Below are 15,861 nucleotides of genomic sequence, written 5' to 3'. Positions count from 1 at the left end.
GGCATTCGGGGGCACGTCGTGACCGAACGACCACGGGCGCGGCGCTGTGAACGACGACAGAGTGAGGGGGGCGGGCGATGCAGGACCGACAGCGAGAACCGATCACGCGGCGCCGGCGTACCGCGGCACACCGGACCGCACCATGAGCACCGGAGGAGCCGTGCTCGCGGCACCGCAGACCACCGCAGAGGACCAGGGGCACGCCACCGTCGGCCTGCTGCCCCAACTCCTGCTGGCCCTGGTCTGCGGCGGCTACACCACCGGCGCCTCGCTCGGCTGGGGGAGCCACGAAGCCGCCCTGATCATGGGCGACTTCGGGCTTGCCGCCGCCGCGGCCGCCGCGTCCGTCTCCGCGCTGCTGTACGCGCGCCGCGCCGCCGGCCCGCACCGCCTGGCCTGGCTGCTGTTCTCCTGCTCCTCGGCGATGACCGCCTTCGGCAACGGCATCTGGGGCTGGTACGAAGTGGTGCTGCGCCGCCCCGTGCCGCAGACCTCCGCCGCCGACTTCTGCTTCCTGATGTTCGCCCCGCCCGCGATCATCGGGCTCCTGGTGCTCGCCAAACGCCCGGTGACCAGAGCCGGTTGGGTGTGCCTCGCACTGGACACCTGGCTGATCGGCGGCTCGCTGCTCACCCTGTCATGGAGCCTGGCGCTGGCCCGCACCGCCGCGATCGACGGACCCAGTACCGCCCGAATGGCCCTTTCCCTGGCCTACCCGCTGCTGGACATCGTGCTGGTGAGCATGGTGCTCGCGCTGCACTTCCGGCGTGCCGGGGTCAACCGCGCCGCGGTCAACACCGCGATCGCCGCCCTCGCGCTCACCGTGCTGTGCGACGCGCTGTTCACCTCCCCGCTGCTGCGGGCGCACTACCGCTCCGGGCAGGTGCTCGACGCGGGTTGGTTCGCCGGCAGCCTGCTGCTGGCGTACGCCCCCTGGGTCGGCGCCCGGCTCTACGCACACGCGCACTCCTCCCGCAGGACCGGCGCCACCACCCGCCGGGTCGCCACCTCGCTGACCGCCCTGACCCCGTACCTGGCCGCCGCGGTCTGCACCCTCGGCATCCTCTACAACGTGATCACCGGCCAGAAGTGCGACCGCGTCGTGCTGCTCACCGGCTGCACCGTGGTCATGGCCCTGGTGGTCCGGCAGGGCATCATGCTGCTCGACAACATCGCGCTCACCCAGGAACTGGCCCACAAGGAGAACCACTTCCGCTCCCTGGTGCAGGGCTCCAGCGACGTCATCATGATCGCCGCGCCCACCGGCGTGCTGCGGTACGTCAGCCCCGCCGCCCAGGGGGTGTACGGCCGGGACCCGGAGGAGATGGTCGGCACCGAACTGGCCGCCCACATCCACCCCGACGACCTGGGCCGGGTCCTGCACGAGGTGCGGCGTTTCCTGGCCGCCCCGCCCGGCGAGGAACCGTCGACGCGCATCGAGTGCCGTATCCGCGCTGACCGACCCGACCGACCCGACCGACCCGACCGCGGCGACCGTTCCGAGCGGGCGGACCGGGCGGACCGGGCGGACCGGCAGGACCGTTCCGAGCGGTCCCGCGGCGGCCCCGGCGAACGCTCCCGCGGCGGCCGGCACGGCTGGCTGGACATCGAGTCCAGCGTCACCCGCTACCAAGGCGGCCTCATCTTCAACAGTCGCGACATCACCGAACGCGTCAGGTTGCAGGCCCAGTTGCAGCACAACGCCTCGCACGACCCGCTCACCGACCTGCCCAACCGCGCCCTGTTCCTCGAACGGCTCGGCCGGGCGGTCGGCGGCCGCCGGTCCGGTGACGCCAGGGCCGCCGTGCTCTACGTCGACCTCGACGGGTTCAAGGCGGTCAACGACACCGTCGGCCACCAGGCGGGCGACGACCTGCTCATCCAGGCCGCCCGCCGGCTGCGGGACACCCTCCGCTCCGGCGACATCGCCGCCCGGCTCGGCGGCGACGAGTTCGCCGCGCTCATCTCCGGCCCGGACACCGGCCAGGCCGCACACCCGGCCCCGTATCCGGCGCACGCCGCGTACTCCGGGCACACCGCCGACCACCCCGGGTACCCGCTGGGCCACCCGACCTGCCCGGCCCACCCCGGCGGCCATTCCGGCCACTCCGGCCACTCCGCGTACCTGGGACACGGCCCGATCCCCGGTCCCCGGGCGGCCCCCACCGAGCCGCCGTCCGGCTCGGGCCTGGGTTCCGGCTCCGGCCCGGCGGCCCGCGCCGTCGAGGACCGCGTCCGCGACATCGCCGACCGGCTGCGCACCGTGCTCTCCGAGCCCTACCGGGTGGACGGCGTCGAGGTCCGGGTCGGCGCGAGCGTCGGTATCGCCTTCGCCGAGCCCGGCGCCGCCCCCGGCGACGTGATGCGCCACGCCGACCTGGCGATGTACCGGGCCAAGCAGTCCGGCAAGGGCCGCGTCGAGCTGTACGCCCCCCGGCTCCAGGCCGACGCCGTACGCCGCACCGAACTCGCCGGCCGGGTCAGGAAGGCGCTCGACGACGGCGAGTTCACCCTGCTGCACCAGCCCGTCGTGGAGCTGGTCGGCGGCCGGATCACCGGCGTGGAGGCCCGCCCCCGCTGGCGCACCCCGCAGGGCCTGCTCTCCACCCCCGCCGAGTTCCTGCACGCCGCCGGCGAGGACGGCGAGCGCGGGTTAGAGACCGCGCGGCTGCTCGACCGCCTGCTGGACCAGGCCGTCGAGCAGGCCGCGCTCCGCTACGGCGCCGGCCACCGCGTCCCGGTCACCGTACGGCTGTCCGCGCGCCGCCTGCTGCACCGCGACCCACCGGTCACCGGCATCGAGAGGCTGCTGGCCCGCCACGAGCTGCCGCCCAGCGGCCTGATGGTCGAACTGACCGGCGGCGACCCGCGGATCGCGCCGGAGGAGCTGGAGCGCCGGCTGGCCGGTCTGCGGCGGCTCGGGGTGCGGATCGCGCTCGCTGGCTTCGCCGCCGGATACGGTTCGCTGGGCGCCCTGCGCACCCTGCCGGTCGACGTGATCAAACTCGACCGCGCCTTCACGGAGGGCGTCGTCGAATCCAGCCGGCTGCACAAGATCACCCGCGGCCTGCTGGGCATCGCCGCCGACCTCGGCATCCGCGCCGTCGCCGACGGCATCGACCGGCCCGAGCAGGTCCAGGCGATGCGCGAGATGGGCTGCGCGCAGGGCCTGGGGATGGCCTTCTCCGGCCCGCTCGACGAGCACCACCTGCGCGGTTCGCTGGCCCGCGGTGGCTACCCGGTGTGCTCGAATGCTGAGACGCCCGTCCCACCGGCTTGACACCCGAGCGGGGGCGGGAGGAGGGTCTGTGCCATGCGCACCCGAATTCTCGTACTTGGAAAGCGCGTCGGCTGACCGAGGCATCATCCGCCTCGCACCGCACCGGCGCGCTCCCCTCGCTTGCCTCACGGCACGAGGGGTTTTTTGTTGTCCGGCACCAGAACGCCGGCGCAGCCACCGCAGTACCAGAGCACCGACGCACCACCGCAAACCCTCATCTTCGAGAGAAGAGAACGCAGATGACCGAGCAGGCCACCGGGTCCCACCACCCGCAGCGGAGCCGCAGCGCGGCACCCGCCGCCCCCGCGGAGCGCATGACTGGTGCACAGGCCCTCATCCGCTCCCTCGAGGCCGTCGGCGCCGACACCGTATTCGGTATCCCGGGCGGCGCGATCCTGCCGGCGTACGACCCGCTGATGGACTCCTCCAAGGTCCGCCACGTGCTGGTCCGCCACGAGCAGGGGGCCGGCCACGCCGCCACCGGCTACGCGCAGGCCACCGGCAAGGTCGGCGTGTGCATGGCCACCTCAGGCCCGGGCGCGACCAACCTGGTCACCCCGATCGCCGACGCGCACATGGACTCGGTGCCGATCGTGGCCATCACCGGCCAGGTCGCCTCGAAGTCCATCGGCACCGACGCCTTCCAGGAAGCGGACATCTGCGGCATCACCCTGCCGATCACCAAGCACAACTTCCTGGTCACCGACCCGGCGGAGATCCCGCGCACCATCGCCGAGGCGTTCCACATCGCCGGCACCGGCCGCCCCGGCCCGGTGCTGGTCGACATCGCCAAGGACGCGCTGCAGAACCAGACCACCTTCAGCTGGCCGCCGCAGACGGACCTGCCCGGCTACCGCCCGGTGACCAAGCCGCATGCCAAGCAGATCCGCGAGGCCGCCCGGCTGATCAACGAGGCCCGCCGCCCGGTGCTGTACGTCGGCGGCGGCGTGCTCAAGGCCCGCGCCACCGCGGAGCTGCGCATCCTCGCCGAGCTGACCGGCGCGCCTGTCACCACCACCCTGATGGGGCTCGGCGCGTTCCCCGACAGCCACCCGCAGCACGTCGGCATGCCGGGCATGCACGGCGACGTCTCCGCGGTCACCGCGCTGCAGAAGTCCGATCTGATCATCGCGCTCGGCGCCCGCTTCGACGACCGCGTCACCGGCCGGCTGGACACCTTCGCGCCGTTCGCGAAGGTCGTGCACGCCGACATCGACCCGGCCGAGATCTCCAAGAACCGGGTCGCCGACGTGCCGATCGTCGGTGACGCCCGCGAAGTGCTCGCCGACCTGATCGTCGCCGTCCAGGCCGACCACGAGGCCGGCCACCGCGGCGACTACACCGACTGGTGGCGGCAGCTGTCCTTCTGGCGCAACACCTACCCGCTCGGTTACGAGGTGCCCGAGGACGGCAGCCTCTCCCCGCAGCAGGTCATCGAGCGGATCGGTCAACTCGCCCCCGAGGGCACGCTGTTCGCGGCCGGGGTCGGCCAGCACCAGATGTGGGCCGCCCAGTTCATCAAGTACGAGCAGCCCGGTACCTGGTTCAACTCCGGCGGCGCCGGCACCATGGGCTACGCGGTGCCCGCCGCGATGGGCGCCAAGGCGGGCCGGCCGGACGCCACCGTGTGGGCGATCGACGGCGACGGCTGCTTCCAGATGACCAACCAGGAACTGACCACCTGCGCCCTGAACAACATCCCGATCAAGGTCGCCATCATCAACAACGGCGCCCTGGGCATGGTCCGCCAGTGGCAGAACCTCTTCTACGGCGAGCGGTTCTCCAACACGGTGCTGCACTCCGGAGCCGAGAGCGTGCCCGGCTCCACCCAGGGCGTCGGCTCCATCCAGAACCGCGGCACCCGGGTGCCGGACTTCGTCAAGCTCTCCGAGGCGATGGGCTGCGTCGGTCTGCGCTGCGAGTCCCCCGACGAGCTGGACGCGGTCATCGCCAAGGCGAACGAGATCAACGACCGCCCGGTGGTCGTCGACTTCATCGTGCACGAGGACGCCATGGTCTGGCCGATGGTCGCGGCCGGCACCTCCAACGACGAGATCATGGCGGCGAGGGACGTGCGGCCTGACTTCGGCGACGGCGCGGAGGACTGACGCCCGAGCTCCCGCAGCGGGCGGCCGAGGAGCGAGGCCGCCCGCTGCGGGAGAGAGCAGGACCTCCGACCAGAAGAGCGGCCGACTGACGTCCGACTGACGTCCGACGAAGGAAACCACAGACATGTCCAAGCACACCCTCTCCGTCCTGGTGGAGAACAAGCCCGGCGTCCTGGCGCGGATCACCGCGCTGTTCTCGCGCCGCGGCTTCAACATCGACTCCCTCGCGGTCGGCACCACCGAGCACCCCGAGATCTCGCGGATCACCATCGTCGTCAACGTGGTGGACCAACTGCCGCTCGAACAGGTCACCAAGCAGCTCAACAAGCTGGTCAACGTGCTGAAGATCGTCGAACTCGACCCGTCGGCGGCGGTCGCCCGTGAACTCGTGCTGGTGAAGGTGCGGGCCGACAACGAGACCCGGTCGCAGATCGTGGAGATCGTGCAGCTCTTCCGCGCCAAGACCGTCGACGTCTCCCCGGAGGCCGTCACCATCGAAGCCACCGGCGGCGCCGACAAGTTGGAGGCCATGCTCAAGATGCTGGAACCGTTCGGCATCAAGGAGCTGGTCCAGTCCGGCACCATCGCCATCGGCCGCGGCGCCCGCTCCATCACCGACCGGAGCCTGCGCGCGCTCGACCGTTCCGCGTGAAGCAGCGGATCGGCCGGCGCGGGTGATCCGCGCGCCGGCCGATCCGTATGGCGAGACCCCGAAACCCCTTCTCGCCCACCCGTCGTACGGTGGGCCGTACCAACCGATCCAAGGAGAGACCCGAAGTGGCCGAGCTGTTCTACGACGACGACGCCGACCTGTCCATCATCCAGGGCCGCAAGGTCGCGGTCATCGGCTACGGCAGCCAGGGCCACGCCCACGCGCTGTCGCTGCGTGACTCCGGCGTCGATGTGCGCGTCGGTCTGCACGAGGGCTCCAAGTCCAAGGCGCAGGCCGAGGAGCAGGGCCTGCGCGTGGTGACGGTCGCCGAGGCCGCCGCCGAAGCCGACGTCATCATGATCCTGGTGCCCGACCCGATCCAGGCCCGCGTCTACGAGGACTCCATCAAGGACAACCTCAAGGACGGCGACGCCATCTTCTTCGGCCACGGCCTCAACATCCGCTACGACTTCATCAAGCCGCCGGCCGGTGTGGACGTCTGCATGGTGGCCCCGAAGGGCCCGGGCCACCTGGTCCGCCGCCAGTACGAGGAAGGCCGCGGCGTGCCGTGCATCGTGGCCGTCGAGCAGGACGCCACCGGCAAGGCGTTCGCGCTCGCGCTCTCGTACGCCAAGGGCATCGGCGGCACCCGCGCCGGCGTCATCAAGACCACCTTCACCGAGGAGACCGAGACCGACCTCTTCGGCGAGCAGGCGGTGCTGTGCGGCGGCACCTCCGCGCTGGTCAAGGCGGGCTTCGAGACCCTGGTCGAGGCCGGCTACCAGCCGGAGATCGCGTACTTCGAGTGCCTGCACGAGCTGAAGCTCATCGTGGACCTGATGTACGAGGGCGGCCTGGAGAAGATGCGCTGGTCGGTCTCCGAGACCGCCGAGTGGGGCGACTACGTCTCCGGCCCGCGGATCATCAACGAGAACACCAAGGCCGAGATGAAGAAGATCCTCGGCGAGATCCAGGACGGCACCTTCGCCAACAACTGGATCGCCGAGTACAACGCGGGCCTGCCGAAGTACAACGAGTACAAGAAGGCCGACGAGGGCCACCTGCTGGAGACCACCGGTCGCAAGCTGCGCAAGCTGATGAGCTGGGTGGACGAGGAGGCGTAAGGCCGCGCCGGGGCAACCCCCCGGACGAATGCCGGACGAGCGTCGCTTCGTACACCGGCCGGTCCCCTGAACAGGGGAGAACCGGCGGGGTTTGTACGAAGCGACGCAACCCTTGTGGGTGATCCTTCCATTTCGGCGATGGCGCTGGTCCACCCCGCCGATACACTCCCTTAACAAGCGCGTCAGGCTCACAGCGTCGTGCGTCTTCCACGCGGCATGCCATCCCCTGATGGGTGGGCTTCCTGTTCACTCGCTCCGCGGACGGCCTCGTACCTCGGCCGGCCACTGCGCGAGCTCAGGCGTCAGCCCACTACCTCGGATGGGTGGGCTTCCTGTTCACTCGCTCCGCGGACGGCCTCGTACCTCGGCCGGCCACTGCGCGAGCTCAGGCGTCAGCCCACTACCCCGCCCTCCCCGGAGCGGCCCCACGGGACCGGCCGCCCCCGCAGGAACAAGTGAGGACCACGTGAGCCAGAAGCCTGTCGTACTCATCGCAGAAGAGCTGTCGCCGGCCACGGTCGACGCGCTCGGCCCGGATTTCGAGATCCGGCACTGCAATGGCGCGGACCGAGCCGAACTGCTGTCCGCGATCTCCGATGTCGACGCCATCCTGATCCGCAGCGCCACCAAGGTCGACGCCGAAGCGGTCGCCGCCGCGAACAAACTGCGGGTCGTCGCCCGCGCGGGCGTCGGCCTGGACAACGTCGACGTGGCCGCCGCCACCAAGGCCGGCGTGATGGTCGTGAACGCCCCGACCTCCAACATCGTCACCGCCGCCGAGCTCGCCTGCGGCCTGATCATCGCCACTGCCCGCAACATCGCGCCCGCCAACTCGGCGCTGAAGGCCGGTGAGTGGAAGCGCAACAAGTACACCGGCGTCGAGCTGAGCGAGAAGACCCTCGGCGTGGTGGGCCTGGGCCGGATCGGCGTCCTGGTCACCCAGCGGATGTCCGCCTTCGGGATGAACGTCGTCGCGTACGACCCCTACGTGCAGCCGGCCCGCGCCGCCCAGATGGGGGTCAAGCTGCTCACCCTGGACGAGCTGCTGGAGGTCTCCGACTTCATCACCGTCCACCTGCCGAAGACCCCCGAGACGCTCGGCCTGATCGGCGACGAGGCGCTGCACAAGGTCAAGCCGTCGGTGCGGATCGTCAACGCCGCGCGCGGCGGGATCGTCGACGAGGAGGCGCTGGCCGCCGCGCTCAAGGAGGGCCGGGTGGCCGGCGCGGGCCTGGACGTGTACGCGAAGGAGCCGTGCACCGACTCCCCGCTCTTCCAGTTCGACAACGTGGTGGCGACCCCGCACCTGGGCGCCTCCACCGACGAGGCGCAGGAGAAGGCGGGCATCGCGGTCGCCAAGTCGGTGCGGCTCGCGCTCGCCGGTGAACTGGTCCCGGACGCGGTCAACGTGCAGGGCGGCGTCATCGCCGAGGACGTCAAGCCCGGGCTGCCGCTCGCCGAGAAGCTGGGCCGGATCTTCACCGCGCTGGCCGGCGAGGTCGCCGCCCGCCTCGATGTCGAGGTCTGCGGCGAGATCACCCAGCACGACGTCAAGGTGCTCGAACTCAGCGCGCTCAAGGGCGTGTTCGAGGACGTCGTGGCCGAGACGGTGTCGTACGTCAACGCGCCGCTGTTCGCGCAGGAGCGCGGGGTGGAGGTCCGCCTCACCACCAGCTCCGAGTCGCCCAACCACCGCAACCTCGTCACCGTGCGCGGCACCCTCGCCGACGGCACCGAGGTGTCGGTCTCCGGCACGCTGGCCGGCCCGAAGAACCTGCAGAAGGTCGTCGCGGTCGGCGACGAGGACGTCGACCTCGCGCTCGCCGACCACATGGCCTTCCTGCGCTACACCGACCGCCCGGGCATCGTGGGCACCATCGGTCGCATCCTCGGTGAGGTCGGCGTCAACATCGCCGGCATGCAGGTCGCCCGCGCGGCCGCCGGCGGCGACGCCCTGGTGGCCCTGACCGTCGACTCCACCATCCCGGCCGGCGTCCTCACCGACATCGCCGACGAGATCGGTGCGACGTCGGCCCGCGCCGTCAATCTCACGGACTGAATTCCGGACGACGATTGCGCGTACGCTTGATCTGAGCGCTCTGACCAGGGAACACCGGTACTACAAATAACCCTTTTGGGTGGTAGTGCCGGTGTTTTCTGGCGTTCATCTGATCAATGCCGACAAGATCCCGTCCATGGGAGGACGGATGACTGCCGAAAAACTCCCGGACTGGGTTTTTCCCCCTCCGGGTGGCTTCACCGCGGACGACCTCGACCGCATCCCCGATCTCCCGCCGCACACCGAGCTGATCGACGGGAGCCTCGTTTTCGCGAGTCCGCAGAAGAGTTTCCATACTCTGGCGATGTTTCTGCTGGAGAAAGGACTTCGCATGCATGCTCCCGACGGCCTCAGGGTGCGCCGGGAAATGACCATCGTGCTGGACAGGGAGAACCGGCCGGAACCGGACCTGACGGTGCTGCACGAACGGGCGGTACCGGCTGGCGGACACGCCGAGACGAGCTACCGGGCCGAGGACGTGGTCCTCGCCGTGGAGGTGGTCTCGCCGGAGTCCGCCAGTCGTGACCGGGCGCGCAAGCCGCAGCTCTACGCGCACGCGGGTATCCCGCACTTCTGGTTGGTCGAGCGGATGGACGGCGGTCGTCCAGTCGTCCACACCTACGAGTTGGACCGGCTCGGCCACGCGTACGCGCTGACCGGCATCCACCACGACCGCCTCAAGCTCTCCGCTCCGTTCACCATCGACATCGACCTGACCGAGATCGACCGCATGTAGTCGTATACGACCGTGGTGCGGTCCGCCCCTCTACAGGCGGGCCGCCTTCAGGGCCATGTGGAGCAGGAGGCGGGACTCGCCGTCGGAGAGGTCGAGGCCGGTGAGCTGCTCGATGCGGGACAGCCGGTAGTAGAGGGTCTGGCGGTGGATCGCCAGGGCGGTGGCGGTGCGGCCGGCCTGGCCCGCGTGGTCGAGGAACACCTCGGCGGTGTGGGCGAGTTCGCGGTGTGCCGCGGTGAGCAGGGGAGCGATCGCCGGGTCCGGCGGCGCGTCGGCCGGCAGTGCGGTGAGCAGCCGGTACGGGCCGATCCCCGACCACTTGGCGATCGGGCCGAGCAGCGGCTGGGCCCGGGCGGCCCGGGCGGACGCGGTCGCCTCCTGCCAGGCTCCGGGCAGCGCGGCCAGCGCGGTGCGCGCGTCGCTCACCCCCGCGACCAGCCCCTCCGTCTCGGCGGCACCGGCACCGGTGCCTGGCTCGGCCGCGGCCCTGCCCACCCCCGCAGCCCCACCCGTACCGGCCCCCGTACCGGCCCCCGCACTCGCCGCCGCGCTCGCCGCGAGCGCGGCCAGCACCCGGGTCGCGGCCGTCCGCGCGGGCGCGAGCACCTGCGGCGAGCGCAGCCGTACCAGCACCGCGACCGTCTCCCAGCGGCCCCACCCCGGCACCCGCACGATCGCCGCGGCGCCCGGCACCGTACGCGCGCCCGGCAGGTCGTCCGAGTGCTCGGCCCAGCGGTCCGGCGGGGACGCGGCGAGCCGCTTGCCGCCCCGGTCCGGCGGCCACACGCACACCAGCGCGTGCGGCTCGTCCGCGTCCGGGCCCAGCGCCTTGCGTAGCGAGTCCTCCGCGGTGTCCCGCGCGGCCCGGGTCGCCCCGGTGAGCAGCGCCCGCAGCGCCTGGGCCGCCTCGGTTCCGGCCACCGACATCGCGGCGAGCCGGTCGCCGATCCGTGCCGCGACCGACATCGCCGCGCTGAGCTGCGCGGGGGAGTGGTCGGCCTCGTCGAGCAGCCAGACGTAGCCGTAGACCACCCCGCCGTGCCGGACCGGGAGGCAGAGCCGGCCGGTGAAGACGCCCGCCGAGGGGGCCGCGGGGATACGGATCGGGGCGGTGGCGCGGGCGATGCCGAACCGCTCGAACCAGGCGCGGACCTCCGCGGTCGAGCGCCGGGTCAGGATCGATCGGGTCCGCACCGGGTCGACCGCCGCTTCGTCGTCGCCGTCGTGCACGCCGAACGCGATCAGCCGGAAGTCCCGGTCCTCCAGCGTCGCGGGCGCCCCGAGCAGCGCCGAGACCTCGTCCACCAGATCCTGGAAATCACCGTAGTCAGCGGCCACGCGTCCATTCTCCCTCATCGCCCTCATACATATGTATGAGGGGTCGCACCCGGATGCGTGACAGGTGTCGATGGCCCGCGCGGCGGCCGGTACCTAGATTCACGGTGACGGCACGTGATCCGTGCTGCCGCTCCGGTGCGGCGGTACCCCCGCCGCACCCACAACCCTTTCCCCTCCGCTGTCCCGCCACCCGCCAGGAGGCTCCCAGTGCTCGGTCCCGTGCTGCTCGCCGCGTCGCGCAGCGACCGGCTGCGCCGCGTCGTCGCCGCCGCGCCCGTCACCCGTCCGGTGGTCGAGCGCTTCGTCGCGGGTGACGCGCTGCACCCCGCGATGGACACCGTCCACGCGCTGACCGCGAGCGGTCTCGACGTCACCCTCGACCACCTCGGCGAGGACGTCACCGACCGCGCCACCGCCCGGCACACCCGCGACGCCTACCTGCGGCTGCTGGAGACGCTGGCCGCCGCGGACCTCGGCGACCGCGCCGAGGTCTCGGTGAAGCTCTCCGCCTTCGGCCAGGCGCTGCCCGACGGCGGCCACGACGTCGCGCTGGAGAACGTCCGCGCGGTCGCCGAACTCGCCACCGCGACCGGCACCACCGTCACGCTCGACATGGAGGACCACACCACCGTCGACTCGACGCTGGCCGTCCTGCGCGAGCTGCGCCGCGAGCACCCGCGCACCGGCGCCGTGCTCCAGTCGTACCTCTTCCGTACCGAGGCCGACGCCCGCGACCTGGCCACCGCCGGCTCGCGGGTCCGGCTGGTCAAGGGCGCCTACAAGGAGCCCGCGCACGTCGCCTTCCAGGACCGCAAGTCCGTCGACCGCGCCTACGTCCGCGCGCTGCGGACCCTCTTCGAGGGCGACGGCTACCCGATGGTCGGCTCGCACGACCCGCGCATGATCGCCATCGCCCAGGACCTCGCCGCCCGCGCCGGCCGCGCGCCCGGCTCCTACGAGTTCCAGATGCTCTACGGCATCCGCACCGCCGAGCAGCGGCGACTCGCGGCGTCCGGGGAGCGGATGCGCATCTACGTCCCCTACGGCGCAGACTGGTACGGCTACTTCATGCGCCGCCTCGCCGAGCGCCCGGCGAACCTCGCCTTCTTCCTGCGCTCCTTCGCCCCCAGCCGCTGAACCGATCCCACAAGGAGACACGCTCCATGGACGCTGTGACCCAGGTCCCCGTGCCGGTCAACGAGCCGGTGCACACCTACGCGCCCGGCAGCCCGGAACGCGCTCGGCTCGAAGCGAAGCTCAAGGAACTGGCCGGCAACCCGATCGAGCTGCCGCTGGTGATCGGCGGCCGGGAACGGCCGGGCGGCGGTGACCGGTTCGAGGTGGTGCAGCCGCACAACCACGCCGCCAAGCTGGGCAGCGGCACCGCCGCCGACAGCCAGGACGCGCGGGACGCCGTGGACGCGGCGCTGGCCGCCGCCCCGGCCTGGCGCGCCACCTCCTTCGACGACCGCGCCGCCATCATCCTGCGCGCCGCCGAACTGCTGGCCGGCCCCTGGCGGGAGACGCTGGTCGCCTCCACCATGCTCGGCCAGTCCAAGACGGTGCAGCAGGCCGAGATCGACAGCCCCTGCGAGCTCGTCGACTTCTGGCGGTTCAACGTCCACTTCGCCCGGCAGATCCTCGCCGAGCAGCCGGTCGCCAACGCGCCCGGCGTGTGGAACCGGCTCGACCACCGCCCGCTGGAGGGCTTCGTCTACGCGATCACGCCGTTCAACTTCACCGCGATCGCGGGCAACCTGCCCACCGCCCCCGCGCTGATGGGCAACGTGGTGGTGTGGAAGCCGGCGCCCACCCAGACGCACTCCGCGCTGCTGCTGATGCGGCTGCTGAAGGAGGCCGGGCTGCCCGACGGTGTCATCAACCTGGTCACCGGGCGCGGCGAGGCCGTCTCCGAGGTGGCGCTCACCCACCCCGACCTGGCCGGCATCCACTTCACCGGCTCCACCAAGACCTTCCAGTACCTGTGGCGCACGGTCGGCGAGAACATCGAGGGCTACCGCTCCTACCCGCGGATCGTCGGTGAGACCGGCGGCAAGGACTTCGTGGTCGCCCACCCGTCGGCCGACCCGGCGGTGCTCAAGACCGCGCTCACCCGCGGCTCCTTCGAGTACCAGGGCCAGAAGTGCTCGGCCTCCTCGCGCGCCTACATCCCCCGCTCGATCTGGGAGGGCGGCTTCAAGGAGGAGTTCGCCGCCGAGGTCGACGGCATCACCATGGGCGACGTCACCGACCTCACCAACTTCGTCGGCGCCCTCATCGACGAGGCCGCGTTCGCCAAGAACAAGGCCGCGATCGAGCGCGCCAAGGCCGACCCGGCCGTCGAGGTGGTGGCCGGCGGCACGTACGACGACTCGGTCGGCTGGTTCGTCCGCCCGACGGTGCTGCTCTGCACCGACCCGGGCAACGAGATCTTCCGTGAGGAGTACTTCGGCCCGCTGCTCGCCGTGCACGTCTACGACGACAGCGACGACACCGACGGCACGGCCTTCGACGCGATGCTCGACCAGATGGAGTCCGTGGCGCCGTACGCCCTCACCGGCTCGGTCGTCGCCCGCGACCGCGCGGCCGTGGCGCACGTGATGGAGCGGCTGCGCTTCGCGGCCGGCAACTTCTACATCAACGACAAGTCGACCGGTGCCGTGGTCGGCCAGCAGCCCTTCGGCGGCGCCCGCGCCTCGGGCACCAACGACAAGGCCGGCTCCGCGCAGAACCTCCTCCGGTGGACCTCGACCCGTGCCATCAAGGAGGCGCTGGTCCCGCCGACCGACTACCGCTACCCGCACCAGGGCTGAGCAGCTCGGCCCCTCGTTCCGCCGCCCCCGTCTCCTGACCCCCGTGGAGACGGGGGCGGCTTCCATGACGGGCCCCTGCGGGCTGCCGCGCCGGGCTGCCGTTTCGAGCTGCCGTTTCGGGCTGCCTTGTACCGGTTTTCGCGGCGCGTGGGGCCGAACGGACGACCGGCCGTCTCAGATAGTAGGAAGTCCGAGTAATCCTGGCGACAGGACGTCCGCTGTGTCCTAGCTTTGGAAGAAGCCGAACGTTTCCCGCTCGATCGAGCGGACGGCGGACAGGAGTCCGGCGCACTCCAGGCGGGGTCACCCCCCGCGGCGCGACTCTCCGCCCGCGTTCCATGGCACGTCTCACCTCCACCCGTCTCCACCGCTTTCCAATGGAGTTGATCACCATGGACGAGACCGCCCGCCAGAACGCCCTGCGCGCCCTGCAGCGCTCCATGGACCGCCGCGACAACGGCGGCTCCACCGGCCACGAGCACTGAGCCGTAGCCGCAGCCGGCGCCGTACCCACCCCCCACCCCGTACCCACACACCTGCGTCCGACATGCGGACATGCCGTGTCATAGGTCAAGACGCGGAGTAGGGTGCCCCGCATGTCTCGCAGCATCAACCTCGCAGTGATCCCCGGCGACGGAATCGGTCAAGAAGTCGTCACCGAGGGTCTCAAAGTCCTCGCCGCGGCGCTCCCGCAGGAAACCAAGCTGGAGACGAAGGAGTACGACTTCGGCGCCAAGCGCTATCACGCCACCGGTCAGACCCTCACCGACGCGGACCTCGCGGAGCTGAAGGCCCACGACGCGATCCTGCTCGGGGCGATCGGCGACCCGTCGGTGCCGTCCGGCGTGCTGGAGCGCGGTTTCCTGCTGAAGCTGCGGTTCGCCTTCGACCACTTCGTCAACCTCCGGCCCAGCAAGCTGTTCCCCGGCGTGGGCACCCCGCTCGCGGGCAGCCCGGACATCGACTTCGTGGTGGTCCGCGAAGGCACCGAGGGCCCCTACACCGGCAACGGCGGCGCGATCAGGACCGGTACCCCCGCCGAGGTCGCCACCGAGGTGAGCCTCAACACCGCGTACGGCATCGAGCGCGTGGTGCGCGACGCGTACGCCCGCGCCCAGGCCCGCCCGCGCAAGAAGCTCACCCTGGTGCACAAGAACAACGTGCTGGTGCACGCCGGCGGCCTGTGGACCCGGGTCTTCGAGGCGGTCGGCAAGGAGTTCCCCGACGTCAGCACCGACTACCTGCACGTCGACGCCACCATGATCTTCCTCGTCACGCAGCCCGAGCGGTTCGACGTGATCGTCACCGACAACCTGTTCGGCGACATCGTCACCGACCTCGCCGCGGCCGTCTCCGGCGGCATCGGCGTGGCGGCGAGCGGCAACATCAACCCCAGCCGCGAGTTCCCCTCGATGTTCGAGCCCGTGCACGGCTCGGCCCCGGACATCGCCGGCCAGTCCAAGGCCGACCCGACCGCGACCGTGCTCTCCGTCGCGCTGCTGCTGCGCCACCTCGGCTACGACGCGGAGGCCGACCGGATCGACGCCGCCGTCCAGGCCGACCTGGCCGAACGCACCGGCGGCCCGGCCCGCTCCACGGTGCAGATCGGCGACGCGCTGGCCGCTCGCGTGGCCGGCTGACCCGGCAGAGCCGGCTCCACAGGTACGACCCGGCCCCGTCGCTGCGATAATCAGTGGCGGGGCCGCTGCACGGCGGGAAAGTAGGACGTCCTAGCAGTACGTTCGAGGGCG

Annotated in this window: 10 protein-coding genes; 9 read left to right on the top strand and 1 reads right to left on the bottom strand. The window is 71.5% G+C overall.

The features are described from left to right. The first annotated feature begins 142 nt into the window (after positions 1-142). The 6 genes from ACIPAE_RS19775 to ACIPAE_RS19750 all read left to right on the top strand — a co-directional run bounded on the left by ACIPAE_RS19775 (position 143) and on the right by ACIPAE_RS19750 (position 9,959). On the top strand, positions 143-3,280 hold the full coding sequence (locus ACIPAE_RS19775) for a putative bifunctional diguanylate cyclase/phosphodiesterase (RefSeq protein WP_402446708.1): 3,138 nt from the start codon (positions 143-145) through the stop codon (positions 3,278-3,280). 239 nt (positions 3,281-3,519) lie between these two features. Then, positions 3,520-5,388: an acetolactate synthase large subunit gene (locus ACIPAE_RS19770; RefSeq protein WP_329364309.1), complete on the top strand. Its 1,869-nt coding sequence runs from the start codon at positions 3,520-3,522 to the stop codon at positions 5,386-5,388. A gap of 124 nt (positions 5,389-5,512) precedes the next feature. Next, positions 5,513-6,040: an acetolactate synthase small subunit gene (gene ilvN / locus ACIPAE_RS19765; protein WP_328469867.1), complete on the top strand. Its 528-nt coding sequence runs from the start codon at positions 5,513-5,515 to the stop codon at positions 6,038-6,040. Between the two features lie 125 nt (positions 6,041-6,165). After that, complete coding sequence (gene ilvC / locus ACIPAE_RS19760; RefSeq protein WP_329364307.1) at positions 6,166-7,164, top strand: ketol-acid reductoisomerase; 999 nt, start codon at positions 6,166-6,168, stop codon at positions 7,162-7,164. A gap of 466 nt (positions 7,165-7,630) precedes the next feature. Next, the gene (gene serA, locus ACIPAE_RS19755; RefSeq protein WP_366411901.1) at positions 7,631-9,223 is read left to right on the top strand and encodes a phosphoglycerate dehydrogenase; all 1,593 of its coding nucleotides are present in this window, start codon (positions 7,631-7,633) and stop codon (positions 9,221-9,223) included. A gap of 148 nt (positions 9,224-9,371) precedes the next feature. Beyond that, positions 9,372-9,959 carry a Uma2 family endonuclease gene (locus ACIPAE_RS19750; RefSeq protein WP_402446915.1) on the top strand — a complete coding sequence of 196 codons (588 nt, stop codon included), beginning with the start codon at positions 9,372-9,374 and terminating at the stop codon, positions 9,957-9,959. Between the two features lie 30 nt (positions 9,960-9,989). Here ACIPAE_RS19750 and ACIPAE_RS19745 read toward each other — a convergent pair whose 3' ends face one another. Then, positions 9,990-11,315 carry a PucR family transcriptional regulator gene (locus ACIPAE_RS19745; protein WP_402446704.1) on the bottom strand — a complete coding sequence of 442 codons (1,326 nt, stop codon included), beginning with the start codon at positions 11,313-11,315 and terminating at the stop codon, positions 9,990-9,992. A 189-nt stretch (positions 11,316-11,504) separates the two neighbouring features. On the opposite strand from ACIPAE_RS19745, the gene ACIPAE_RS19740 reads away from it, so the two are divergent. From ACIPAE_RS19740 to ACIPAE_RS19730, 3 genes are all read left to right on the top strand, one after another. Next, positions 11,505-12,434: a proline dehydrogenase family protein gene (locus ACIPAE_RS19740; RefSeq protein ID WP_329364303.1), complete on the top strand. Its 930-nt coding sequence runs from the start codon at positions 11,505-11,507 to the stop codon at positions 12,432-12,434. A 26-nt stretch (positions 12,435-12,460) separates the two neighbouring features. Further along, positions 12,461-14,110, top strand: a complete 1,650-nt coding sequence (gene pruA / locus ACIPAE_RS19735) for an L-glutamate gamma-semialdehyde dehydrogenase (protein WP_329364301.1) — start codon at positions 12,461-12,463, stop codon at positions 14,108-14,110. A gap of 596 nt (positions 14,111-14,706) precedes the next feature. After that, a complete protein-coding gene (locus ACIPAE_RS19730) occupies positions 14,707-15,750 on the top strand; it encodes a 3-isopropylmalate dehydrogenase (protein WP_328469879.1) in 1,044 nt (347 codons plus the stop codon). The last annotated feature ends 111 nt before the right edge of the window (positions 15,751-15,861 follow it).

The organism is Streptomyces sp. NPDC087270, from assembly GCF_044744625.1.
Classification (GTDB): Bacteria; Actinomycetota; Actinomycetes; order Streptomycetales; family Streptomycetaceae; genus Actinacidiphila.
The sequence above is the reverse complement of the archived record's forward strand: the minus strand, read 5'-3'. Positions and strand labels throughout refer to the sequence as shown.